This window comes from Bacillus sp. FSL R9-9834, from assembly GCF_038006905.1.
In the GTDB taxonomy this organism is placed as follows: Bacteria; Bacillota; Bacilli; order Bacillales; family Bacillaceae_G; genus Bacillus_A; species Bacillus_A pacificus.
The window spans coordinates 3,117,446-3,141,417 of sequence record NZ_JBBOWD010000001.1; the positions used below are offsets into that span (position 1 = coordinate 3,117,446).

Below are 23,972 nucleotides of genomic sequence, written 5' to 3' on the forward strand. Positions count from 1 at the left end.
TATTTATGATATTGAAGTCTTCTTACAGACAACAAAATCAATGGCATATGCCTATTTCCCTCTGCAAAATTATAGTTTTAGCTCTATAATCCATGCCCGAACAACTAACTTCATCCTCTCTAGAAAATATCCATTCATTCTATTCAATTCCTAATCTACCTATTCCTTCATTACTCAGTAACAAAACAAGCCACCCAATTCATATGAATTGGGTGGCTCTATACCATAAAGAGAATTTGCTATTTGTATTACTTCAATTTCCCCTCAAAAACAATCTTCCTACCGCACGGTTCTACTACTGTTTTACCGTCTTTCTTCACTTCATGAAAGATTGGCTCTTCCATGCGACGTGATGGTGCGTAACCTTCTTGTTCCATACGTGCTAAGCAGTCTGTAATTGTTTCGTTTTCGAGTACTTCAAATTTCTTTTTATTAGGTTGTTTTGTCATGCCCTAACCTACTTTCTATTTTTCTTGATGCGAATTGATTCTTCATGTAAATCATATATAACATTGCGAGAATTCCTATTATAATCATAACCGCAATAAAAAAGCTTGTATACTGTATTTTTTCTATAAATACGCCTCCTAATACAGGTCCCAGTATACTCCCTAAACTAAAGGCGATTCCAGCTAATATATTACCTGCTGGCAATAAGTGTCTCGGTAATAAATCTGTCATAAATCCAAGTCCTAACGAGAAGCACGATCCAATGACCATACCAGCTAACAACATGCAGGCAAAGACGATCCAGTAATATTGATCAAATACGGCTGCTAGCAAGAAAATGCCCGTACTTATGCTGAACGTCCACGTTAAAATACGGTCCCTTCCGTATTTGTCACTTAATATACCGAGCGGAATTTGTGTAATAATGCCCCCAACTGCAAATGCTGGTAATAAGAAGGATACTTCTGAAACAGACCATCCTTTACGAAGCGCATATACTGGTAAGTTACTGTTTAACATTGCTTCCAGTACGCCATATGCAAGTGGTCCCAGCAGTGCAATCCATCCTAATCCAACAACTTGTTTATAACGAGAAAAGGATGATTCACTCTTCACTTCTCTTTCATCTTGCGCCGGGAATGCATTTTTCGTTGGCAGTAATAACAGCCAACCTATTAAACAAAGTACAGTAGATATAATAAATGGCGTTGCAAGACCGTACTGTACAGTGCTTGCTAAATACGGACCGACGGCAAAACCAATTCCGAAGAATACACCGTATATCGATACTTGTCTCCCAATTTTACTCGGGTCTGATGTTGTCGTAATCCATGTTTGTGTTCCGACATGAAGCATATGATCTCCGACTCCAACTAGAAATCTAAGGATAAACCATACCCAAAACGAAAATGTTTGTGTAAAAAAGAATAATGAAATGATAACGAGAAACCCACCAATCACAATAATTGGCTTCATTCCAAATTTTTGCATCGGTTTTTCAAGAAACGGCGAGATTACTAATATCCCAATATATAGTGCCGTCGCATGAATACCGTTAATACTTGAACTAACCCCTTCTTGTTCAAAAATCATTGCAATGGCCGGTAAGAGCATACCTTGTGACAAACCTGAAATTGCTACAATCCCAACCATAATCCAAAAAGTAAAACGCAGTGACATCCCTTTTCCTCTCCTTCTCACGCTTTCCACTTTTCATTATAAACTGTTTCTGCAAATGCGTGTACGAATATTCGCAATTAAAAAGAAGCTAAAAGAATGAATCTTTTAGCTTCCTATCCTTCCCAAACTTGTGCTTTCACATTGTTATGAAATTGCTTGAAGTACGGATTTTTATAAAATGCAGTTCCATATACGTGTTGCTGTGCGCTAACGATTGGTTGTTGCGGATATTGCATTTGTAACGGAACTACAGCTGGTGAAATCTGCATATACAGCGGAGCTATCATCAATTTTGTATATATATGATGATTATATGGTGAATGCGCAATTAAGAGCGGATGATGCATGGATAATCTCCCCTTTTACATACAATGTTATAGCATATGCAATACCTTTCATTTCGGGGATTATTTCTGTTCTAACCAATCCTCTACATGTTTTATAAATACATCTAAACAATCAATAAACGGTGAATGACCGCAATCTTCTAATAATTGCAATTCAGCATTCGGCAAATGTTTCGCTAACTCCTCACCCACTACTTGCGGTACGACATAATCTCTGTCACCTTGTATGACAAGCGTCGGAGCTTTAATACGATGAATTTGCTTATTTCCCTCTACAACCCCGTTATGTTCATCCGAAATATTAAATGTAATGAGCGCATAATTCACATCTACGAAATTACGTTGCGTTAACATATCGTCTAAATACTTTTCATAACGATCTGGTTCAGGTTGATTATGTGTATATATTAATAGATTCCATACTGTTCGGTAATATAATTTATTCATATTTTTTATCGCATCTAGTACTGGAGCAATTTGTACAGGATCTTGTGCAACCTCTTCCTTCGTCTTTACTAAACTTGATACGATTGGCTGCCCGTTTATATCTTTTTTAAAAATTGGATATCCCTTCATGCCCACCGATTCTACTAAAATTAACTTTTCGACAAACGTTGGATGATTCGCTGTAAATTGCATCGCAACACCACCGCCCATTGACCAGCCCATTAATGAAAATTTCTCTAGTTTTAATTGATCAATAAATAGTTTTACATCTTCTGCAAAATCTTGTATGGAATCTATCGCTTTATTATATGTTGATTGACCAAATCCTCTTAAATCAAGAGCGTAAATATGGTATTGATCTTGCAGCTTTTCAATGACTAAATCCCAATGTTGTGACGATGTCATGTTTCCGTGAATGAGTACAAGAATTTCTGCATTTTGCCTTCCAACTTCCTGATACGCAATCGTTTCTCCGTTCGATAGTGAAACAAACTCCATTGTTGCAGGCTTAATCATCACAAGTTCCCCCATTCTTTTTAATAGAAAGAAAATTCTTTACTTAATTAAAGAATAACATGCAGAATGTATGTTCTCAACAAAAAAGCGATACGAAATTTTTACATAAATCAACATGTCTATTACTAGACAATTATAATAAAAAAGTATATAGTTAGCTAGGTAACTAATTTGAAAGGATCAACATACATGGACGAAAAACAACATTTTTTTCACATTGTCAGCCAGACTTCTCGCAAGTTTACGAAGAAATTTAATGAACGCGTATCTCCCACTGGGTTATTTAGTGCGCAATGGGCTGTAATTTTCCGTATTAATCAAACTGGTTCTTGTACGCAAACAGAATTATGTCAGTATTTAAATGTTGAATCACCAACGATGACTCGTACGTTAACACGTATGGAAACGATGGGATGGATTATTCGTACTGAAGGAAAAGATCGCCGTGAGAAGCTCATTTCTTTATCAGAAACAGCGATAAAAATGATTCCGGTATGGCAAGAAGAAGTTGATACTTTCGAAGAAAAGACGCTAGAAGGTATTAACGAAGATGATTTACATCAAGCATTTCAAGTGTTACAACAAATTATTAAAAACTTAGATTAAATTGGAGGGATGACGATGCAAAGTGAAAAACTTTGGACGAAGGATTTCCTCGGAACTTGTTTTAGTAGTCTATTTCTCTTCTTAACATTTTATATGCTTATGACTACTTTACCCGTCTATGTAATAGACGGCCTAAAAGGAAAACCTGAGGAAATTGGTTTAGTTGCAACTGTATTTCTTATTTCATCTGTATTATGTCGACCATTTACAGGAAAATGGCTCGATGATTTAGGAAGAAAGAAAATATTATTTATTTCACTTTCTTTATTTTTAGCTGCTACTGTTATGTATTTCGGTGCGCAAAGTTTATTTTTATTACTTGCCCTTCGCTTCTTACATGGTATTGGGTTCGGTATGGCAACAACAGCAACTGGTACGATTGTCACGGATGTTGCGCCAGCTCATAGACGCGGCGAAGCACTTGCCTATTTTGGCGTATTTATGAGTTTGCCGATGGTAATTGGTCCTTTTTTAGGTTTAACAATTATTTCTCATTTTTCATTCACTGTACTATTTATCGTTTGTTCCATATTTTCATTGCTTGCATTTTTATTAGGACTACTTGTAAATATTCCACATGAAGCACCTGTAAGCAAACAAAAACGAGAAAAAATGAAATGGAAAGACTTACTTGAACCATCTTCTATTCCAATCGCTCTTACAGGATTTGTTTTAGCCTTTTCTTATAGTGGCATTTTATCCTTTATTCCTATTTATGCAAAAGAGCTAGGTTTAGCTGACATTGCAAGTTACTTCTTTATTTTATATGCACTTGTTGTTGTCATTTCTCGTCCATTTACAGGTAAGATTTTTGATCGCTTCGGTGAAAATGTACTTGTTTATCCAGCTATTATTATTTTCACAATTGGGATGTTCATTTTAAGCCAAGCACAAACTTCATTTTGGTTCCTTGGCGCAGGTATGTTAATCGGTTTAGGTTACGGAACATTAATTCCTAGCTTCCAAACGATTGCGATTTCTGCAGCTCCAAACCATAGACGTGGTTCTGCGACAGCTACGTACTTCTCATTCTTTGATAGTGGTATTGGCTTTGGTTCTTTCATTTTAGGTATCGTCGCAGCGAAATCAAGTTACCATAATATGTATTTCATCGCAGCCATTATCGTTGCGTTCACTTTACTTCTTTATTATGGATTACACGGACGAAAACAAAAGTTCAAGAAACAACATACAGACGGAAAAATTTCCGCTTAACATAAATAAGGAAAGTAAACTTCCCCGTTTACTTTCCTTATTTTGTATTTCTTTCAATTGAAGCGTATACTTATAATAGAAAAAACAAGGAGGGACCGATATGAAACTTAAAAAATCTCCCCTACTCTTACTCATAATCACATTTATATTTGTAATTACAGGGCTCGGTTTTACATACTTCAAACATAATAAAACGACTCCATCGAAAAATAACGTGACGAAGAAAAATTGGATAGATGACCCGTACTTACGTTGGTCGTATACACATATGAAAGAATTCACTTTAATTAACGAGGTGAAAAATAACCCGGATCACGTTTTTCACTTCTCTACCGCATTGCAAAACTTAGACGATTTTGCTGTGGAGCGTAGATTTGGAAATACAACTCCTCTAAAAAAACTTTTAGATGATAACAAAACGGATGCTTTCGTCGTTGTACATAATGGACAACTTGTATATGAACGATATTTCAATGGATATAACGAGAGCGAACCTCATGGTATGGCGTCATTAGCAAAAGTATTTACCGGGGCAATTATACAATCTCTCGCTGAAGAAAACCGTATTGACTTAGAAAAAACAGCTGACACATATATAAAAGAATTAAAAAATACACCGTTTGGTAAAGCCTCGCTTCAGCAATTATTGGATATGCAAGTTTCTGTAGAATATCCTACTCACGGATATGAACATCCAGCATTAGAAAATCAAGATGCACAACTATATTTAGCGAGCAATATTTTACCTCGAGGTAAAAATTACGACGGCCCGATGAAAATTTATGATATGTTACGAGAAGCAGAAGAAACTGCACCGCCTGGTTCCGATTTTTCTTACGATAACGGATCAGCAGAAACACTCGCTTGGGTGATTCGAACGATCACTGGTAAATCATTAGCTGAAAATGTTAGTGAGCGTATTTGGTCTCAAATTGGTATGGAAGAAAACGCGTATTACGTAACAGATGAAACAAAAGTTGAACAAGCTAGTGCTGGTTTAAATGCAACTGCTAGAGATATGGCTAGATTCGGGCAATTACTATTAAACAACGGGGAATATAACGGAAAACAAATTCTCCCTTCTTCTATTACTGAAGATATAAAAAATGTCCAAGAAGGTGAACTTGCAGTTGGCCCTGGCGCTTCCATTTCTTATCATAATCAATGGTGGATTCCGCACAATGAACAAAGTGCTTTCGAAGTGTTAGGTAGTTACGGACAAACACTTTACATCGATCCGAAAGCCAATATGGTAATTGTCCACTTCTCTTCTAATGCTACGCCAAGTAATGAAATCCATTCCGTTTACTCCAATATGTATATTGATATTGCACATCATTTAGAGAAGCTTCCACAGTAGTGGAAGCTTTTTCTTATTGCTTTTTTATTTTATTCTAGTAACGTACTAACCTTCATATCGAAAATTATTTTGAATTCTGCTGTATGGTTAGCGAAAAAACTAATTTTGAATCTGAAATGCTGTAGCATCTAGAATTCGAATGTGCTTAAAGATCCTGTCTTTCCATGAATTCTTTTCTCATGTTAGTCTCATACGAACCACACTCTCTCCACACACTTTTTAAAAAGAAGCATGGGTAAACTAATAAATATAAATTAGGTATCCACCAAGACATATCAAAATCTAAACGGATTGTCCAAAATGCTAGCGCTTGTAATCCTGAACAAAAAGTTAAAATTAATGATAAGAACGCAAAGTGACTCCAAATATGTTTTTGTTTAGAATGTAAATACAAACTTAGAAATCCCGTTAACAAGATTAACAAATCCAAGGGTAAAAAAGACCAGTTCCATGCTACTAAAATAGGATCTTGGTAATCTTTAAACAAATATTCTTGCGGAATCATATGAAAAATTGTTATGAGCCAATATACAACAAACCCAAGATCAGTAATAAGGAAAAAATACTTTAATCGATTCAATGTATACGTTCCTCCACCATTTCTTTTTTCTTCGCTTCATGTGCCGTACTATTAAAATTTAATATTACGACTCCAACTAAAATAAAAAGAATTGCTAGTATCTTAATTATATTGATACTTTCTCCAAAATAAATAAAACCAATTGTTGTAATCGTTACAATTCCCATACCTGACCATACCGCATATGCAACGGACATTTCCATCCCCTTTAATGCAAATGACAGAAATGCAAAACTTACTACATAAAATACAAAAATAAGAATGCTTGGTACAAGTTTCGTTAATCCATCAGATAGTTTCATTGCAGTTGTACCTGCTACCTCAAATAAAATTGCGAAGCATAAATAAATCCACTGCATTATTCTCCCACCTTCTATTTCGGATTAGAAATTCCGTATAGTAACATATCCATAATCGATTCAAGCATACTTCCCAATGTATAATCACTCTTTTCAATAAACATAGGATCATATATGCGATTCAGTGCCCCCAAGTATACTTCAATAAAAAACGGAATTTGAATTTTTCTTATGCTCCCTTCTCTCATTCCCTCTTCTATTAAACTAATTACAGTAGACCACCCTTCACGTAAAAACTGATCTAATTTTAACCATTGGTAATAATGATGTTTTTTTAGTTCTACTAATAAACGTGCATCCATGAATGTAAATTGTTGTGGAATACAAATTAAAATGAGCCTTATTTTTTCAACTATTTGTAACGTATCATCTTCAGCGATATTTTTTTCCTTTTCTTGAATACTTTCTATTACATTACAAATAACTTCATCTACTATTTCATCTTTTGAAGAAAAGTGCTCATAGATTGTCCTCTTACTAACAGCTAATTGTTTTGCTAAATCACTAATTGTAAATGTAAACCCCTTCGTTTGAATTTGATGAATTGTTTCTGTTACTATTCTTTGCTTCATAATCCGCCCCCTAAACCATTGGTACCAATTCAGTTTTTTTGGTACCATTCTATTTCACAATATTTAACACCATACACACAACAAACATTTAAAATTTTCTATTTATCCAACTCGAAACAGGTAAAATATGAGAGCGATGAGGAGCATACATTCATATTCAAAAGTCAAATGAATGTATCGAAAATATCGGTCACTAAGCACTACTAAAAAGCGCCCTTATAAACCGGGCGCTTTTCTCCAACCTAATGACTAATAGTAGCAGTTGGGTATAATGTTGTTCCTCCAATTGAAACCTTTATTTCATTTGTTAATGGAACATTTTGTTCATTAATAATGGTTCTCCACCATTCCCATGCAAGACCTGTACATTCTCTTGCTACGATTTTTATATTTTTTGAATTTGGTGGAAGAGGGATTACCGTAGAGTAATGAGCTGTTTTGTCTTTGCCACTACCTTCCCATGTTTTATGTGTTAATACTTCTTTTCCATTTTGATCAAATGTGAATTCATCCCAAGATACATCAAATTGAGCAACATATGCACCGTAATGATCAAGTGTCATTTTTGCACTTGAATATTCTGTCGTTGTCGTCTCGATATAATCTGTATTGTTATGAACAGCAGCAGTTGCATTATCTTTTAAGAAAGTACTTGTATAAGAAATTGGGTATGCTGGATTTTTAAAACTTAATTCAGCATTATCTTTAATAATATTTCGAATTTCATTGAAATCTTTTGTAACAACCTTGTTATGCTCTTTCGCATCTCCGCCTAATACGACAGCAGTAAAGGTACTTTCTTCAAAAATATCTTTGTACTGTCCACTCGTTTCGACACTGTTATTCTTAAGTAAAGCTTTAAAAGCAGCTTGTACATCTTTACTCTTAGATGTTGTTTCTAATTTTACATAAACCGTTCTGCCATAAGCTACATTTGAGACCATAACAGGTGGAGCTGAATTACTTACTCCTTTACGAGTTAGCTCATCAAAAGTAACACTATTATCAAATAGATCGGATGGATTGTTAGGTAGTTCAGCACTTACGGTATAGAATATTTGCTTATATGCCGCCACCATCACTTTTTTCTCTCCATTTGCAACCGCATTAAAATCAATGTTTAGACTGTTATCAAGATATTTCGCATTAACATTAAGAGCACTTGCGATTTGTGATTTACTATAAACCATAGATTCTGTATACTGCATTCTTGCAGGTAACGTATGTGTTGCGGAATACTTTTCATTCCAAGTAGATACTAAATCATCTACTGCTCCAGCTACATTACCATATGTCGGATTTTGGACAGTGATTGTATTTTCTTTTCTCATACCAGGTAAGTCTATACTAATATTCAAAGGCTTTCTCTTAGCCACTAATAAACTCGGTTGATTGTCTGCAAAAGCTTTATTGGCAAGTTGTACAGCTCCTGGATACGTGCGATTTGCTACAGAATCAATAATCGAAATATCGACTGGTGACGTTGTAAGTGATTTTTTCTCACGTTCCACTACTACAAATTTACCATTTGAATTGATACTTTCTTTCGGAACAAAACCCTCTACTTTATCACCATTTACAGCTAAAACCTCTTGATTATTATATGTAAGGTTTGCTATACCAGTATCAATGCTACTAGCATTTTTAGCTATATCAGTTGCACGACCGGCTTGTGTTTCTGCGAAAGAAATAGATGAATAATTAAGAGTGCATAGACTAACTAATAAACATGCAAGGAACTTTCTTCTTTTGGTATTTTTCTTAATATTCAGAAAAATCACCCCGTTCTTTTTTTAGTAAGACATGATAGCTAACGAATAAACTTACATAAACGCTTTTAAAAGTTCTTGGACTAAAGGTATTACTCCACCTAAAAATTTTAAAACGGCCATTGCGATTTCCATATTACTTCCTCCTCTTTGCTGTATTAAGATGTTTTGTATATTTATGCTTTCATTATAATAAGCTTTTACATTTGCATCAATTCATTTTTATATGCAATATTTCATATTGAGGAAAAGCAACTTTTTCTGCCAGGGTGATGATGGTACTACTCTTCTTGACAATATTTCAATCTTCATAAAACATCAGAATTTTCTAAATATAAAAGGTTATGAACGAAACAACCTCGAATAATTGTAATACATATGCATAAGGAGGTTGATTTATTTTGTTTCGTTCTTTTACTAATGGCTGCGTCGCCTTAGTGCAACGTTTCTTGCCAGAACCGTTTATTTTATCATGTTTATTAACCGTATTTGTTATTTTCTTCGGCATGTTTGCAACGCATCAAACACCTGTGGAAATGATTAATCACTGGGGGAATGGCATTTGGGGACTTCTCGCCTTTTCTATGCAAATGGCACTTGTACTCGTGACAGGATCTGCTTTAGCAAACGCTCCTCTCATTAAAAAATGGTTAACGAAAGCTGCAAAACTACCGAAAACGAATGGACAAGGTATTATTGCCATTTCAACCGTAAGTTTACTAGGGGCGTACATAAACTGGGGCTTTGGTATTGTTGTATCTGTTTTATATGCAAAGGAAGTAGCAAGGCAACTTGAAGGATTAGATTATAGGTTAGCCATTGCCTCTTCCTACTCTGGATTTCTCATTTGGCATGCGGGGCTTTCTGCTTCTATCCCTCTTACGTTAGCAACTGGAGGCGAAACGTTAATGAAAACGACAGCTGGAAGTATTAAAGAAGCGATTCCAATAACAGAAACATTATTCTCACCATACGCACTTGTACCAGTTATTATTTTTCTCGTTACGATGCCTCTCATTAATAAAGCGATGCATCCAGATGAAAAACATACGATAACGGTAGATCCTAGCGTATTCCATGAAGAAGCTGCCGCTCAAGAAGTAGGGAAAAATACGTTCGCTGAGAAAATGGAAAATAGCATCATTATTACACTTTGCGTTGGATTGTTAGGTCTCATTTATATTTTCAATTACTTTTATACGAAAGGCTTTAACCTTACACTTGATATCGTTATTTTTATGTTATTAATTGCTGGACTTATTTTCCACCGTACTCCGATTCAATATATTCGTGCTTTTTCAGATTCTACAAAAAGTGCTTCTGGCATTTTACTTCAATTTCCGTTTTACGCAGGAATTATGGGGATGATGATTGGAGCAAATAGTGAAGGACTTTCACTTGGAGGAGCTATTTCAAATTTCTTTATTAGCATTTCAAACGAAACGACTTTCCCACTCTTTACTTTTTTAAGTGCTGGCATCGTTAATATTTTCGTTCCATCTGGTGGCGGTCAATGGGCTGTGCAAGCACCCATTATGATTCCAGCTGGTGCTGAACTTGGTGTACCTGCTGCAAAAACAGCAATGGCCATTGCATGGGGCGATGCTTGGACGAATTTAATTCAACCTTTCTGGGCATTACCCGCATTGGCAATAGCTGGTTTAGGCGCTCGTGATATTATGGGATTTTGCGTCGTGAACTTACTATATGCAGGATTTATCATAAGTCTATGTTTCTTATTTATTTAAACGAAAAGCTAGTTTTATACTAGCTTTTTTATATAATAAATCTCTTATTTCCCACGCAATTTATAATCGTTTCCCACCTACCTCCGTAAGATGTAATGACTCAAATGCAAAAAAATCTTCGCAAATTTTTCCGATCAGGTGTGGATGTTCCCTCAAAAAATTCCACTGTAACACTTTAGGAAGAAAATATGTTTCATATTCTTTACTTCCCATTACTATCTCATCAACTTCTCTTTCACAAATTCCTCTTATTAAATAATCATTTCTTAATTGTTTTTGAATTTGTTCAAACGTTTCGCTACATTTTTTCAATTGAAGTAAACATTTGAGACTCCCACGACTAAAGTCGCAAGCCCTAATCCTTACGGATTGACGGGTGGGATTCTTGAATGACTAAACGTTCGCAGTCCATTTCTGTTTTGAACAGACTTCAAGATGAGGGCATCTCATTGCCCCTCCTAAGACAGTGCGTATAGCATCTTAGGCTGATTGACTGTTACCATCAATCACAGTTGCGTAGCGAATATTCATCGCCCCAACAATATCACGATGTTTCTCAAATCCACATCGGCACTTGTATTTTCTGTCTGGTGCTTTGTTCTTTTCAGAACATTTCGGACATGTTTGACTTGTATAAGCAGGGTTCACATATTCTACTTTAATACCAACTAAATTCGCTTTGTATTCAATGAACTGTGCTAAACGATAGAATGACCAAGTGTGTAGATTTTTCTCGTTTTTACGGCTTGTTCTTGCCGTCTGTCTAATATTCGTTAGTTGTTCTAAACGAATAACAGAAATGTTATTATCGGTTGCAAAGTCAATGATTTCACGACTTACTTTGTGGTCTTGGTCTTGCATCCATCTTTGTTCTTTATCATCAAGTTGTCGAATGGCATTTAATTTCTTATTTTCACCTAACTTCTTACGAACACTACGAAACTTACGTTTCATATATTTGTTTTGTCTACCATTGCCGAAGAAACGAACTTTATCATCGTCTGTGATGGCTACCGCAGGGACCTTAAGACCTAAATCTACCCCTAAAATCTTCGTTCCTGTTTTTTCATTTGTAGGAATCGTGACAGATATTTGAGCAATCCACTTATTAGATTTCTTCGTGATACGAAGTGTACCTAACTTGTGTGTTAACAAATTAAAATTGCGATTATATTTATCAGTTAATAAAGCACGAACCTTTAAGCGAGTTGATTTTCCATTTACCATGAGTGGAACTGAAATGTGCATGAAGTCAAACGAATAGTTTTGATTGTTCCATACACAAACAGGTCTCTTTAGAATCGGAATAACTTTGTATTTACTTTTTTTCACCTTTGTAGAAAACACACTTTTAGCGTCTTTAATTGCTTGGTTCTTCACTGCGCTTGGAAGATTAGCTTCAACATCTTTTGTACTTTTCTTAGTGCTCTTCTTCGCTTCAGCCATTTCAGATACAAGTGTATTAATGACTTTGATATACTCATAGCTACTTTGTTCCAATAACTGAATTTGTTCTTTTGTTGGAAGCAATTTAACTTTGACTGTGATTGTTTGTGACACAATTTTCACCCCCTCGTCTTTTGATTTTCAACATACTGTTTAATTGTCTCAGTCGATACATTTCCAGCAGTAGAAACAAAATAGGAACGTGTCCATAGACTTGGCAAGTGTTGAAGATGAGGAAACTCTCCTCTCAAACGCTTCGATGTCACTCCTTTAATTTTCGCCATTGTGTCAGCAGGACTAAGTGTTGGTAGTGTATTTAAGAACAAATGAACGTGGTCTTTGTCGCATTCCATTGCGACAATAGCAACATCCATTTCTCCGCATATTTCTTGAACCAACTCTTTGAAACGTTCTTCTACTTTTGTGTTAAGAAAAATCTTTCTTCTGTATCGCGGGCAAAACACAAAATGGTAGTTAATTAATGACACAGTTGTTTTGGTTCTTCTATAATCATTTATCATATTCACATTGTATCAGTTTTACTTTTAAACTACACCACAAAAGATACCAATATTTTGGATACTTAAAGTACCACAAACTTAGCGATTTTTAGTGGTACTCCGTATCCAACCTCACTTTCATCCCATGCCTAAAGGCGATGGGCTTTCCCGTTCGGAAAGGGCTGTAATATACGTTCGCAAAAGTTCGTTGTCATCCCCGCAACACTTTATAATACGTTCCATTTCATTCATAGTGTACGAGCCTTTTCTTCTATTTGTAATAACCACTTTTCCCGCTTCTCTCGTTTACTCGTTTTCACAGATTGAAATACTGACCGTTTTATATCGCGAATGCCGCAAAAACGTAAAACACCTCTCTTCATTATAATCCAATCCGCTGATCGATATAGTAATGCGACGTACCATAACGGTGAGTCTAACGTATTAATTACCCAAGCCTTCTTACCTTTCAATAAGCCTTTCGGCAGGGCCCCTTCATATTTATAAGCAAATCCAGCTACGAAAATGCGATCAATAAATCCTTTTAAAATAGCTGGCATCCCCCACCACCATATCGGATAGATGAATAGAAGCATATCTGCTTCTTCTACTAATGTTCTATACCGGGCTGTTTCCTCTTCATTTACTAAATCACGTCTTTTCTTCTCTTCATTAAAGACAAGGACGGGATCAAATTGTTCTTTATATAAATCAAGTACTGTAACCGAATGATTAGTTTCTTGCAATCCTTTTTGCACATGCTCTAAAATCGCCGCGTTAAAGCTTGAAGGACTAGGATGAGCGTATACAATTAGTACATTCACTACAAAACAACTCCCTCATAAGTTAAAGTTTCCCCTTCTTTAACATCTTCTCTACAATTTGCACGTTTTTTGAACTTTGTAACAAGCGATGTAGTACCGTTAGTAGCTCTTCCTTTTCTAACTTTTTTAGTTTCTCTTTCACCGTACTCTCACCAGCATCTTGAATATCATAAACAACTGCCGCCATATGTTTACAATAATTTTCATATGGACACTCACAACTACTTTCTGAAAAATCATCGAGTTCAATCACTACTTCATAATTCCCTGCATTACCAGTCACAAATGCAAATACTTTATTATTATGTATTTCTACATCTTCTACATGTCCATCTTCATAATATTCATACCCTCTATCAATAATGTGTTTCGGGATATACCTATATAGTTCTTTTATTAAATAAGCGTACATAACAACACCTCTTCCTTTAATTCCCTTTTGACTTCTAGAGCCACTGCATGTTATTCTAATAACTGTCAAATAGCAAGTCTATATGACAAAAACGACTGACACCTATTCGGCGAAGGTGTCTCTTTTCATTTGCAGCCGATATGAATTGCCTCTTTCAGGCACATTCAATTTTTGACACTACACACTCAACACCATTCCCTGTATCAGGCTGCTTAAGCAGTCTTTTACTCTACATACTTCAAAAAAAGAGAGCTTAGCTCCCTTTTCTCGCTTTATAAAATATCCCTTTTTCAGTATAGAGATATTCATCAGCTAATGTAATTTTCCCATCCAGTTTCAGTTCATCTAATAATCTTGATAAATAAAATTGATGTAACATCTTTTTCGTGAATTTTCCTTCATGATGCGAAACGATATGTTCTTGAATATCTAACAATGATATCGGCTTATCTTGCTCTATCATATATTCATAAACTGTACTACGCAGTTTTACGTATTTTTCGAGTGTCACAGTACTTCGCAACCCCTTTCTTCTTAATATAAATTTTCGTAATCGGTTTTTTGGCAATAAAAAAACCTCTCCGATAAGAAGAAGTTACGTATATATCTTCATCTTATCTCCCAGAACAAATTTGTTCTGCTGGAATTAGCACCTGCATCGCGGTTGCTGGGTTTCATCGGGCCAGTCCCTCCACCTCTCTGGATAAGAAAATATTCACTTAATTCTTACTATACGTAATTTCATTTTAATTGTCAAACAAATATAACGAATTATATTTTCTTCTTTACTGTTCATACTATACATATATGAGTATGCAAGGAGGATTATGAAATGCATCAAAATGCTCGTGGATATGTACAAGATTCTTTTCAATCGTTACAAGAAGCAAAACATTGTTTAGAAGAAGCACTACAGACTGTTGAAAAAGATTTTAATCGCGCTCGTATTGAGCAATCTCTTTATGCGATCGAACAAGCTATTCAACGCTGCGATTACACCGTTCACATTTTAGAACAAGAGTGAAAAAACTTCCCATCATAAGGTGGGAAGTTTTTTCAAATGGCATACTTCATAATTATTGCCGTTATAATTAAAAAATATACAGAAAAATGCTCCTTACAATATGTAAGAAGCATGAAAGAGGCAAACGAATATGTAAGTCGCGACCCTACCTTATATGAGTATGCTTTTCTATACCATGTTATGCTTATCCAATATGCCATATTTCTTTTTAAATCTTGTAAGAATCGTAATCCAAGACGTACTAAATAGTAGTAAGAACACAACATTTGAAATCGCATGGCTCAAATCGAAATAAAAACTTGCGATATAATACGAAATGACTGTTTCCCATGTCGCCTCTCGTATAAAACCGAGAAGCCCCCAGAAATTCATAATCCAGCCAAATAAAAATCCAACAAACAATCCGTATAGAAGTCTTCCCCATAGCTTTTTCATTAAAAACGTATTCCGCAATAATCCAGCTATAAAGCCAATCATACCCCATGAAAACATTTGCCACGGCGTCCACGGACCTTGTCCTAAAAAAATGTTAGATACGATAGCCGCTGTTGCACCAATCATAAAACCAGTTTCACTTCCAAACACAATTGCAGAAACAATAATGACAAAAGAAGTCGGCTGTACACTTGGTAAAAGAGAAAATGGTACACGACTCACTGCTGCAATTGCTGCTAACACAGCAACGAGAACAATTTCACGTGAAACAAACGCCTTCTTTTCAAAACGGATATAGAAAGGTAACATAATAACAACTAATAAAAACAAACTACTTAACATGTAATAACCGTCCATGATAAGTGTAGTAAAAAGTAATGTACCTATCATCACTGCAAAAATACATATTATGAATGCAACATATCGTTTGGACACGCTTCGTACACATCCTCCCACGTTAATGCATATGGCAATTCTTTTCGAATAAATCGATTGATAGAGGTTGTATAAAAGAAGTTGCCACTAAAAAATTCTTTCGGTGCATCATTCATAATGACTGCTCCATCAAATAACATCATACATTGATCCACGTATTTCGCTGCAAACTCAATATCATGCGTTGCCATTACAATTGTTGTCCCTTCTTTTTGCAGTTTCCTAAATAACTCTCCTACCCTTTCTTTCTTCCACGGATCTAGTCCTTTTGTCGGTTCATCCAGTAATAATAAAGTCGGCTTTGACAATAACGTCGTACATAATGCAAGTAATTGTTGCTCTCCCCCGCTACAATCATGCGGATGGCGTTCTTTAAGTGCATATAGCCAAAACTTTTTAAGCTGCTGTTCTGCTATTTCTTTTCCTTGTTCTCCGTATAATTCACGCGCTCGTTCATACACCTCGTCCCACACTGTATCAAATGTAAAATGATAATATGGATGCTGCGATACATACCCGATACTTTTAAATCGTTCTTTCGAATCAATTTTATGTATCACTTTCCCATTCCACTTTACTTTCCCTCTTCTCGCTTTTTGTAATCCCGCTAAAATCGTTAGCAGTGTAGACTTCCCTGTGCCATTTTTTCCAACGAGAGCTACCCATTTTCCTTTTTCAATCGATACTGTTAAATCTCGTAAAATGAGCGGACTATTCTTTTCATATTGAAACGAAATATGCTCTGCACTTAAAATGACTTCTTGCTTTTCCCTTTGTACTATTGGCTCATTTACATATGATATCGCTGAAAAATCATTCATTTTCATTTGTGCTTCTCGCACTGTAAATGGTATATCTTTCGCATTCCACTCTAAAAACAATCTTGGGATTTGTGGAATAAATGGACGAAATCCTTCTACTTCCCACATATTTGCTACAACTGTTTTCGGACTACCGTCATACACGATTTGGCCGTTACTCATACAAATAACGCGCGTAGCAAGTGGTATTACCTCATCTAAACGATGTTCACTTAAAACGATCGTAATGCCAAGTTCTTCATTAATACGCTTTAACAACCCTAAAAACTCTTTCGCAGCAATTGGATCTAACTGCGCAGTTGGTTCATCTAATAATAGTAACTTCGGCTGCATAACTAATACGGCAGCTAAATTGACAAGTTGCTTCTGCCCGCCAGATAACGTATGAACAGATTGATGCAATAAATCTTGAAATCCTAAGAAACTAATAAGCTCGGCTATTCGTTTTTGAATAATATGTGATGGTAATCCGATATTTTCTAAGGAAAATGCTAATTCTTGAATGACCGTATCCATTACGAGCTGATTTTCTGGATTTTGAAATACCATGCCAATTTCTTGGGCAGATAACAAGTCCGGTACATTTTCTAATAAAGTACCATCATAATATGTATCCCCAGTACGCTTACCAATTGGAAGTAATTCTTTTTTTAAATGTTTTAATAAAGTCGTCTTCCCGGATCCTGATCCTCCAGCAAGTACAATAAACTCTCCTTTTTGAACAGAAAGAGAAATATGCTGTAACGCTTTTTCGTTTTCATCAGCATATACAAATGATAAATTGTTTATTTCTGCATGCGCCACCATATCCATTCCCGTCCTTCCATTATGATTGGTAAACTAATAAACATCGTAAATACAACAAACATCATCCCATCATATTGCTGAAATAAAATAGATTCGACTTTCGGATAAATGATTAACTTTCCCCCGCCATACGTACTACATATAATAGCAACTATAAATAGAATACTTAAATAACTGAGCGTATACCAATCTCGTTTTTCCATTCTATAGCGAATATATGTCGTACGTTTCGTTACACCAAATCCACGAGCTTGCATAGAATCTGCCGTTTGCAGTGCATCTTCTAATGAACAAATTAATAATACTTGCAATAGTTGCATACCATTTTTCACACGTTCCACAATGGAACCTGCATCTACCTGTACACCTTTCGTTTTTTGGACGAGTGTTATTTTCTGTAATCGCCTCATAAACAAAGGAACAAATCTCACTGTAATCATCGTTAACAATGCTACTTTCGGTGAAATTCGAGAAAACAAATATAAAAATTTATGACTTGAAATAATATCATTATACGAAGCAAAGGTAAACATAATCGCAACTAATAATAACCCCATTACTAACCCAAACATAATTGCCTCAAGTTTAATACGACTATCACCTAACCAAAATAACGTAGTTCGGCCCCTATGCGTTAATAACGAATTAAATAAAATGACCATAATAAAGAAAACGATTGTGCCCGGTAACATCTTTCTTATCTTGTCGCTATTCCCTTGCATCACATTGATTATAACGATTAATAGAATTGCTCCAATTAAAAAAAGAGGATGAAGACACATCATACATAGTATCATCACCCCGATATAATAGAAAAAATTCACAAAAGGATGTAAAGAAGAAAAACTGATTTTCATAGTCCTTTACCGAATGCCTTTCTTATTTTAATACAAACACCCACTCGATTGTATCGCCTGGTTTTACTGTAACTACACCTGCACTATGGTTTGGAAATGCACCGTTCACACGATATTTCCATCCACTAGTAGCGGTAATATCTTTTTCATATAAATCATTAATCCCTTTTACATAAATACCGTCTTTAGAGCCCATCGCATCAACATCTAAACCTGTACGCTGCAATACTTTATACACAGTATCGCCTTCTTGTACATCCACCTTTTTCGCACCTAATAAGTATCCTTCATTACCTTTTACTGAGATCGTAACTTGTTTTGCTTTAGGTACTGGTACTGGATCTGGTTTTGGTTTTGGTGGTTCAGGAGTTGGTACTTGCGGAGTCGGTATCGTTTTCTCCTCTTTATTCGGATCAACCTTCTGCTCCTGCTTCGGTGTTTCTTTCGGTTGATTTACAACCTTCGCTTCTTCTTTTACTTCTGGTGCTTTCGGTTGTTGCTCTTGTTGTTTCTCTTCTTGTGCTTTTTGTTGTTCTGGTTGTTTATTAACAGCAGGCTGTTCCTGAGGTTTTTCTTCCTTCTTTACTTCCGGTTGTGCCTGCGGCTTTTCTTCTTTTGGCTTCTCTTCTACTTTTTGTTCTTGTTTCTCTTTTTGCTCTTCTTGCTTATTTTGCTCTTGTTCAGCTTGTTTTTCCTCCGGTTTTTCTTCCGGCTTCGCTTCATCTTTTTTCTCTTCTTGTTTTGCTACTTCTTCTTGCTTCGGTTCTACTTTCTTCTCAGGCTTTACAGCTGCCTCTTCACATCCGGCAAGTAGTCCGAGTGAAAGCAATAAAGAAATAAACCACTTCATCTTACTCATGTTGTCTCTCACCTTTCATATTAAAAATTAGGAGCAAATAATTGCTCCTAATTTTTGTTAAGCTGCTTTACGTCTCCATAATACATATGCAGAAGCAATACATAATACACCCATACCTACTTCTGTCGCTGCACTATGAGAAGATGCTCCTGTTTTTGGTAATGTGCTACCGTTTCCGGATTTTTTATGTTTAACCGGTTCGTTATCAACAACAACTTTTAAATTGTCATCTTTCGTTTCTTGTTGTACTTGTTTTTGTTCTTCTGGTTGTTCAGTAACTTCTTTTTCTACTACAACATTTTCTGAGTCTACATTTGGTTTCTTATCGATTTCAATAACAGATTCCGTTGACCAGTCATAAATCGATTTTCCAAGGTCTTTAAACTGAAGTAAAGCTAATAATGCTTGCTCTGTTGCCATTCCGCTACCGGTTTGATCGCCTGGTAACCATTTAAATTCACCATTTGGAAGTTGATATGACAATAGATTTTGCACTGCCTTATGAAGACGGTTTTGATCTACATCTTTCACAAGGGATAATCCAATAATAGCTTGCGCAGCACTATTAGAATTCTCTTGTCCATCAGCAGAGAAACCGCCATTTTCTAGTTGTTCATTATATAAGTATGCGACAGCCTTTTGCACTGCTGGTTTCACATCTGCTCGGTCTTGATAAGGAGCTAATGCCGATAAAACCATACCTGTTACATCAACGCTACTAGCACTATCTTTACTGCTTGCGCTATCGTAAGTCCAGCCGCCATCTGTATGTTGCGCGTTTAAAAGTGCATCTACTAAAGCAACTCGATTCCATTTTGAATCTACTGGAATTTCATATTTTTTCGTATCAAATGCAAGTAAAGCAAATGTATAACCTGTAACAGAATTCACTTTATCTGATTCGTACAATTTTTGAACTAAATTATGTTCGCCTACCATTTTTGGGTCTGCATTCATTGCATTCATCATAATAATCGTTCTAGCTAAATCTGTCGCTGAAAAACGGTTAATGCGCTTTTCTACTTTTTCAGTTACAGCCTTAACATAATTTAATTTCGCCTCGATTGGAACATTCTTTCCAGAACGAGAAAGGCCTAATGCTACCCAATCGCTTTCAATTCCATCTTGTAACATCTTTTCAGATGTTTTAGAGATTGCGTCATTTACTTGTGCTGCTGGAACTTGAATGTTTTCTTGCTTTGGTTGTTCTGGTTTTTCTTGTTTTGGATCATCCGTCTTCGGTTCTTCTGGCTTTTCTTGTTTTGGATCATCCGTTTTTGGTTCTTCTGGCTTTTCTTGTTTTGGATCATCCGTCTTTGGTTCTTTTGGTTTTTCTTGTTTTGGATCATCTGTTTTTGGTTCTTCTGGTTTTTCTTGTTTTGGATCATCTGTCTTTGGTTCTTCTACCGTTTTACAAGTACCAAATTTATCTAATGTTTGTTGTAATGTTTCTTGACTCATATTGCTCCAGTCTGAAACAAAGCGGAAAACAACAACATCTCCAGATTTTAATTTATAACTATCCGCTCCAACTTCCGCAGATTTATCATTTACATCATATAGCCAGCCACTTGTAGCCCCGGCCATTAATCCATCAATGCCTTTTACATACGTTCCAAACGACATCGTTTCAGCTTCTACTTTGTCCCCCATGACTTTTTGCAGCAAGCTTAACGCTGTTTCCCCATCTTTAATTTGCTCTTCTTTCGGACATAACATAATGCCCTTTTGTGATTCACCAACAATTGCAAGTTTTGCTGTATTTCCTTCAGCAAACGTAATATGTACTGTATTTGCAAAAGAAACAAATACAAGTGTAACTGCCATTAACGACGTAAGCAGCCATTTTTTTAACATTGCCATCCCAAAATTTCCTCCCTTACTACTATTCACACAAAAAAAGGCCCTTCAAGGGCGTGCAATTGACACTCTTTTTTTGTAAGTGTCGAACAAACTGTGCAACACCTCCTACCCGCATCATTCGCGGCTATATTTGTATAGGAAAAATAATTTTGTTCATGAACGTATCATTGTGATAACATTCACTTTTCTAGGCAAAACTGACTTCCATCTAAGTTATCGCAAAACGATAAACCTATACATTCTGTAAATTATAAATTTCTGTATTATTTTACTATTGACATAGAATTTTGTCCATGCTTTATCGGATTTATTTTCTAAGAATAGTAACTTACTAACCTTTAACGATGCAAACTTTTTTCACTAATAATGACGCCATCTTCATCCGCATACAAATAATCATTTGGCTTCCATTCTACTCCTCCAAATTGCAATGAAATATTTCGTTCTCCTTTCCCTTCTTTTACACTTCTATTCGGCATTGTTCCTAACGCTAAAATACCTATATTAACATTCTTTAGTTCACTAGAATCACGAACATATCCATTCACAATAATTCCTGCTAGCTTTCTTTCTTCTGCAATAGCTGCCAAATTATCACCGAGTAACGCACAATTCGTAGACGCGCCGCCATCAACAACTAATACCATTCCTTCTGGTAATGTTTGCAATCCTTCCTTCACTAGTACATTATCATCCTTCACTTTTACCGTTGCAATTTTCCCGTGAAATTGTTCTTTCTTCCCAAAAGACCGAAAAGATTGGCGGCATATTTGCAATTCCTTTTCAAACTCATCACATAGATCCGTAGTTTTCCACATCTTTTTCCCTCTTTTCCTTTTACTTTCTATTTAACATATTCTTGGATTATTTTCGTTTCCCTGTCTAATGTTGCAATAATTTGTATGTGCGGGAAAAGGACAGAAAAACTATTGCCTTAAGAAGCCACCTTTATTATAATCTATTTCACAGATAAATTTCAGAATATTAAAAATTAACTAAGTGAAAAAGGAGGGATTTTATGCAACTACAAACTGAAGTAAAAAAACAACCTAGTAAACGAAAGTTTAAAATGCCTGACGCGTACGTACTACTATTTTTTATTGCTCTGCTTTGTGCAATAGCTACTTATTTCGTTCCTGCTGGAGAATTTAAAAGAGTTACAAATGGTACTGTTACAACGACAATACCAGGAAGTTACCATTCTGTTCCGCAATCACCGGTAGGGTTTGTTTCTTTTTTTACCGCTATTGAAAAAGGAATGACACTTGCTGCTCCTATCATCTTTTTAATTTTATTTACGGGCGGAGCTATTGCCATTCTTGAAAAAACAGGTGCTCTAGACGGTTTAATCTATCATGTAATTAACAAATTTCGTAATCAGCAATTCCTTTTCATTTGTATAGTCGCCGCACTCTTTTCTATTCTCGGAACGACTGGTATTATCGTTAACTCGGTTATCGGCTTTATCCCCATCGGCATCATCGTTGCACGCACATTGAAATGGGACGCTATCGTTGGCGTAGCAATTATTTATTTAGGCACTTATGCTGGTTTTAATGCTACTATTTTATCTCCCTCACCTTTAGGTATTTCACAAAAAATCGCAGAACTTCCGATGTTTTCGGGAATTGGTTTACGTACGGCGATTTATATCTCTTTTTTACTTGCTACCATTCTATATATTAATTGGTACGTAAAACGCTTAAAAAAATCGAATAAAGGAAGCATACTCGGAGATAACTGGTTTCCAAGTAATGCTCTTTCAAGTGGAAAAGAAGCGCAGAAAACAGAAGTTCCTTGGACAATACGTCATAAATTAATTTTACTCGTTTCAGCTTTATCCTTAATTGTATTTTTAATAGGCGCTTTCCGCCTACATTGGACAGACGCAGAAATGACCGCTACCTTTATTTTCATCGCCATTACAGCGGGAATAATAGGTGGTATGAAAGCAAACGATATCGCTTCTACTTTTCTAGCAGGCTGCCAAAATCTCATATACGGTGCTTTGATCGTCGGAATGGCTCGTTGTATTTCAGTCATTTTGGAGCAAGGGAAATTACTTGATACAATCGTTAACCAACTCGCACAGTCTCTCGAAGGACAAAGCCCAGTATTTGGCGTTATCGGTATGTATGTAAGTAGTGCCGCATTACATTTCCTTATTTCATCCGGTACAGGTGAATCTGTGATTTTCATTCCGATATTAGCTCCATTAGCTGATTTCATGCACATTACACGCCAAGTTACAGTACAAGCTGTTATGCTCGGCGAAGGTGTAGTGAACTGCCTCAATCCAACTTCCGGTGTTTTAATGGGCGTTCTCGCAGCGAGCGGCATTTCTTATGGCAAATGGATTCGATTTATGGCTCCACTTGCATTCATTTGGTTTATTATTGGACTTATTTTTCTTATTGTTGGGGTTAATATTGAGTGGGGGCCGTATTAAAACTATGCAACTCTCTATCTATTTATCTCACCGTTATCTTATAATAATGACAAAAAGGATTGATTATAGTAATCAATCCTTTTTACTTTCAT

The 23,972-nt window shown here is 35.9% G+C and carries 25 protein-coding genes, 1 pseudogene and 1 riboswitch; of the genes and pseudogenes, 6 read left to right on the plus strand and 20 right to left on the minus strand.

Annotated elements, in window-relative coordinates:
* Positions 1 to 248: 248 nt before the first annotated feature.
* The 4 genes from MKY00_RS16165 to phaZ all read right to left on the minus strand — a co-directional run bounded on the left by MKY00_RS16165 (position 249) and on the right by phaZ (position 2,954).
* Complete coding sequence (locus MKY00_RS16165) at positions 249 to 449, minus strand: NETI motif-containing protein (protein ID WP_000166303.1); 201 nt, start codon at positions 447 to 449, stop codon at positions 249 to 251.
* Entirely contained in the window at positions 433 to 1,629 is a 1,197-nt protein-coding gene (locus MKY00_RS16170; protein WP_000058542.1) for an MFS transporter, read from the minus strand. The genes MKY00_RS16165 and MKY00_RS16170 overlap by 17 nt, the downstream gene beginning before the upstream one ends.
* Positions 1,630 to 1,742: 113 nt before the next feature.
* Positions 1,743 to 1,976, minus strand: coding sequence for a hypothetical protein (locus MKY00_RS16175; protein WP_000546488.1), 234 nt, complete (start codon positions 1,974 to 1,976; stop codon positions 1,743 to 1,745).
* A 60-nt stretch (positions 1,977 to 2,036) separates the two neighbouring features.
* Complete coding sequence (gene phaZ / locus MKY00_RS16180; protein WP_139866125.1) at positions 2,037 to 2,954, minus strand: intracellular short-chain-length polyhydroxyalkanoate depolymerase; 918 nt, start codon at positions 2,952 to 2,954, stop codon at positions 2,037 to 2,039.
* Positions 2,955 to 3,128: 174 nt separating this feature from the next.
* On the opposite strand from phaZ, the gene MKY00_RS16185 reads away from it, so the two are divergent.
* The 3 genes from MKY00_RS16185 (at position 3,129) to MKY00_RS16195 (ending at position 6,120) form a co-directional block, all read left to right on the plus strand.
* Positions 3,129 to 3,545 (plus strand): MarR family winged helix-turn-helix transcriptional regulator, encoded by a 417-nt coding sequence (locus tag MKY00_RS16185; RefSeq protein WP_000343680.1) that lies wholly within the window; start codon positions 3,129 to 3,131, stop codon positions 3,543 to 3,545.
* Positions 3,546 to 3,560: 15 nt separating this feature from the next.
* Positions 3,561 to 4,760, plus strand: a complete 1,200-nt coding sequence (locus MKY00_RS16190; protein ID WP_341035166.1) for an MFS transporter — start codon at positions 3,561 to 3,563, stop codon at positions 4,758 to 4,760.
* A 100-nt stretch (positions 4,761 to 4,860) separates the two neighbouring features.
* A complete protein-coding gene (locus MKY00_RS16195; RefSeq protein ID WP_016718051.1) occupies positions 4,861 to 6,120 on the plus strand; it encodes a serine hydrolase domain-containing protein in 1,260 nt (419 codons plus the stop codon).
* 145 nt (positions 6,121 to 6,265) lie between these two features.
* Here the strand turns inward: MKY00_RS16195 and MKY00_RS16200 are convergent, their stop codons facing one another.
* The 4 genes from MKY00_RS16200 to alo all read right to left on the minus strand — a co-directional run bounded on the left by MKY00_RS16200 (position 6,266) and on the right by alo (position 9,412).
* The gene (locus tag MKY00_RS16200; RefSeq protein WP_016718052.1) at positions 6,266 to 6,700 is read right to left on the minus strand and encodes a DUF5360 family protein; all 435 of its coding nucleotides are present in this window, start codon (positions 6,698 to 6,700) and stop codon (positions 6,266 to 6,268) included.
* Positions 6,697 to 7,059, minus strand: coding sequence for a DMT family transporter (locus MKY00_RS16205; RefSeq protein ID WP_001198602.1), 363 nt, complete (start codon positions 7,057 to 7,059; stop codon positions 6,697 to 6,699). The genes MKY00_RS16200 and MKY00_RS16205 overlap by 4 nt, the downstream gene beginning before the upstream one ends.
* A 14-nt stretch (positions 7,060 to 7,073) precedes the next feature.
* Entirely contained in the window at positions 7,074 to 7,631 is a 558-nt protein-coding gene (locus tag MKY00_RS16210; RefSeq protein ID WP_016718053.1) for a TetR/AcrR family transcriptional regulator, read from the minus strand.
* 242 nt (positions 7,632 to 7,873) lie between these two features.
* The gene (gene alo / locus MKY00_RS16215; protein ID WP_016718054.1) at positions 7,874 to 9,412 is read right to left on the minus strand and encodes an anthrolysin O/cereolysin O family cholesterol-dependent cytolysin Alo; all 1,539 of its coding nucleotides are present in this window, start codon (positions 9,410 to 9,412) and stop codon (positions 7,874 to 7,876) included.
* Positions 9,413 to 9,801: 389 nt separating this feature from the next.
* Between alo and MKY00_RS16220 the strand changes: the two genes are divergently transcribed.
* A complete protein-coding gene (locus MKY00_RS16220; protein ID WP_016718055.1) occupies positions 9,802 to 11,148 on the plus strand; it encodes a short-chain fatty acid transporter in 1,347 nt (448 codons plus the stop codon).
* Between the two features lie 28 nt (positions 11,149 to 11,176).
* On the opposite strand, the pseudogene MKY00_RS16225 reads toward MKY00_RS16220, so the two are convergent.
* The 6 genes and pseudogenes from MKY00_RS16225 to MKY00_RS16250 all read right to left on the minus strand — a co-directional run bounded on the left by MKY00_RS16225 (position 11,177) and on the right by MKY00_RS16250 (position 14,841).
* Positions 11,177 to 11,508: pseudogene (locus MKY00_RS16225) on the minus strand (hypothetical protein).
* Positions 11,509 to 11,628: 120 nt separating this feature from the next.
* On the minus strand, positions 11,629 to 12,708 hold the full coding sequence (locus tag MKY00_RS16230; RefSeq protein WP_016717819.1) for an RNA-guided endonuclease TnpB family protein: 1,080 nt from the start codon (positions 12,706 to 12,708) through the stop codon (positions 11,629 to 11,631).
* A gap of 5 nt (positions 12,709 to 12,713) precedes the next feature.
* Complete coding sequence (gene tnpA / locus MKY00_RS16235) at positions 12,714 to 13,115, minus strand: IS200/IS605 family transposase (RefSeq protein WP_000606465.1); 402 nt, start codon at positions 13,113 to 13,115, stop codon at positions 12,714 to 12,716.
* Positions 13,116 to 13,342: 227 nt separating this feature from the next.
* Positions 13,343 to 13,918, minus strand: coding sequence for an NAD(P)H-dependent oxidoreductase (locus MKY00_RS16240; RefSeq protein ID WP_016718056.1), 576 nt, complete (start codon positions 13,916 to 13,918; stop codon positions 13,343 to 13,345).
* 22 nt (positions 13,919 to 13,940) lie between these two features.
* Positions 13,941 to 14,330, minus strand: a complete 390-nt coding sequence (locus MKY00_RS16245; RefSeq protein WP_016718057.1) for an SWIM zinc finger family protein — start codon at positions 14,328 to 14,330, stop codon at positions 13,941 to 13,943.
* 253 nt (positions 14,331 to 14,583) lie between these two features.
* Complete coding sequence (locus MKY00_RS16250; RefSeq protein WP_016718058.1) at positions 14,584 to 14,841, minus strand: hypothetical protein; 258 nt, start codon at positions 14,839 to 14,841, stop codon at positions 14,584 to 14,586.
* Between the two features lie 100 nt (positions 14,842 to 14,941).
* Positions 14,942 to 15,040, minus strand: a riboswitch (SAM riboswitch).
* Positions 15,041 to 15,162: 122 nt separating this feature from the next.
* On the opposite strand from MKY00_RS16250, the gene MKY00_RS16255 reads away from it, so the two are divergent.
* Positions 15,163 to 15,354: a hypothetical protein gene (locus MKY00_RS16255; protein ID WP_000554030.1), complete on the plus strand. Its 192-nt coding sequence runs from the start codon at positions 15,163 to 15,165 to the stop codon at positions 15,352 to 15,354.
* A 168-nt stretch (positions 15,355 to 15,522) separates the two neighbouring features.
* Here the strand turns inward: MKY00_RS16255 and MKY00_RS16260 are convergent, their stop codons facing one another.
* The 6 genes from MKY00_RS16260 to rraA form a co-directional block, all read right to left on the minus strand.
* Positions 15,523 to 16,224 carry an ECF transporter S component gene (locus tag MKY00_RS16260; protein WP_016718059.1) on the minus strand — a complete coding sequence of 234 codons (702 nt, stop codon included), beginning with the start codon at positions 16,222 to 16,224 and terminating at the stop codon, positions 15,523 to 15,525.
* Positions 16,197 to 17,858 (minus strand): ABC transporter ATP-binding protein, encoded by a 1,662-nt coding sequence (locus tag MKY00_RS16265; RefSeq protein WP_016718060.1) that lies wholly within the window; start codon positions 17,856 to 17,858, stop codon positions 16,197 to 16,199. The genes MKY00_RS16260 and MKY00_RS16265 overlap by 28 nt, the downstream gene beginning before the upstream one ends.
* The gene (locus tag MKY00_RS16270; protein ID WP_029141156.1) at positions 17,831 to 18,709 is read right to left on the minus strand and encodes an energy-coupling factor transporter transmembrane component T; all 879 of its coding nucleotides are present in this window, start codon (positions 18,707 to 18,709) and stop codon (positions 17,831 to 17,833) included. Before MKY00_RS16270 ends, MKY00_RS16265 begins: the two co-directional genes overlap by 28 nt.
* Before the next feature lie 22 nt (positions 18,710 to 18,731).
* Complete coding sequence (locus MKY00_RS16275; RefSeq protein WP_016718062.1) at positions 18,732 to 19,568, minus strand: DUF4430 domain-containing protein; 837 nt, start codon at positions 19,566 to 19,568, stop codon at positions 18,732 to 18,734.
* A gap of 57 nt (positions 19,569 to 19,625) precedes the next feature.
* Positions 19,626 to 21,431, minus strand: coding sequence for a DUF4430 domain-containing protein (locus MKY00_RS16280; RefSeq protein WP_073530231.1), 1,806 nt, complete (start codon positions 21,429 to 21,431; stop codon positions 19,626 to 19,628).
* A 338-nt stretch (positions 21,432 to 21,769) separates the two neighbouring features.
* Positions 21,770 to 22,249, minus strand: coding sequence for a ribonuclease E activity regulator RraA (gene rraA / locus MKY00_RS16285; RefSeq protein ID WP_016718063.1), 480 nt, complete (start codon positions 22,247 to 22,249; stop codon positions 21,770 to 21,772).
* A 200-nt stretch (positions 22,250 to 22,449) separates the two neighbouring features.
* Here rraA and MKY00_RS16290 point away from each other — a divergent pair, with 200 nt between their 5' ends.
* A complete protein-coding gene (locus MKY00_RS16290) occupies positions 22,450 to 23,880 on the plus strand; it encodes a YfcC family protein (protein ID WP_016718064.1) in 1,431 nt (476 codons plus the stop codon).
* Positions 23,881 to 23,972 lie beyond the last annotated feature (92 nt).

Coding starts and splice junctions, on each gene's coding strand:
- MKY00_RS16165 (WP_000166303.1), bottom strand. CDS start 449: ATGACAAAACAACCTAATAAAAAGAAATTTGAAGTACTCGAAAACGAA.
- MKY00_RS16170 (WP_000058542.1), bottom strand. CDS start 1,629: ATGTCACTGCGTTTTACTTTTTGGATTATGGTTGGGATTGTAGCAATT.
- MKY00_RS16175 (WP_000546488.1), bottom strand. CDS start 1,976: ATGCATCATCCGCTCTTAATTGCGCATTCACCATATAATCATCATATA.
- phaZ (WP_139866125.1), bottom strand. CDS start 2,954: ATGGGGGAACTTGTGATGATTAAGCCTGCAACAATGGAGTTTGTTTCA.
- MKY00_RS16185 (WP_000343680.1), top strand. CDS start 3,129: ATGGACGAAAAACAACATTTTTTTCACATTGTCAGCCAGACTTCTCGC.
- MKY00_RS16190 (WP_341035166.1), top strand. CDS start 3,561: ATGCAAAGTGAAAAACTTTGGACGAAGGATTTCCTCGGAACTTGTTTT.
- MKY00_RS16195 (WP_016718051.1), top strand. CDS start 4,861: ATGAAACTTAAAAAATCTCCCCTACTCTTACTCATAATCACATTTATA.
- MKY00_RS16205 (WP_001198602.1), bottom strand. CDS start 7,059: ATGCAGTGGATTTATTTATGCTTCGCAATTTTATTTGAGGTAGCAGGT.
- MKY00_RS16210 (WP_016718053.1), bottom strand. CDS start 7,631: ATGAAGCAAAGAATAGTAACAGAAACAATTCATCAAATTCAAACGAAG.
- tnpA (WP_000606465.1), bottom strand. CDS start 13,115: ATGATAAATGATTATAGAAGAACCAAAACAACTGTGTCATTAATTAAC.
- MKY00_RS16245 (WP_016718057.1), bottom strand. CDS start 14,330: ATGTACGCTTATTTAATAAAAGAACTATATAGGTATATCCCGAAACAC.
- MKY00_RS16255 (WP_000554030.1), top strand. CDS start 15,163: ATGCATCAAAATGCTCGTGGATATGTACAAGATTCTTTTCAATCGTTA.
- MKY00_RS16265 (WP_016718060.1), bottom strand. CDS start 17,858: ATGGATATGGTGGCGCATGCAGAAATAAACAATTTATCATTTGTATAT.
- MKY00_RS16270 (WP_029141156.1), bottom strand. CDS start 18,709: ATGAAAATCAGTTTTTCTTCTTTACATCCTTTTGTGAATTTTTTCTAT.
- MKY00_RS16275 (WP_016718062.1), bottom strand. CDS start 19,568: ATGAGTAAGATGAAGTGGTTTATTTCTTTATTGCTTTCACTCGGACTA.
- MKY00_RS16280 (WP_073530231.1), bottom strand. CDS start 21,431: ATGGCAATGTTAAAAAAATGGCTGCTTACGTCGTTAATGGCAGTTACA.
- rraA (WP_016718063.1), bottom strand. CDS start 22,249: ATGTGGAAAACTACGGATCTATGTGATGAGTTTGAAAAGGAATTGCAA.
- MKY00_RS16290 (WP_016718064.1), top strand. CDS start 22,450: ATGCAACTACAAACTGAAGTAAAAAAACAACCTAGTAAACGAAAGTTT.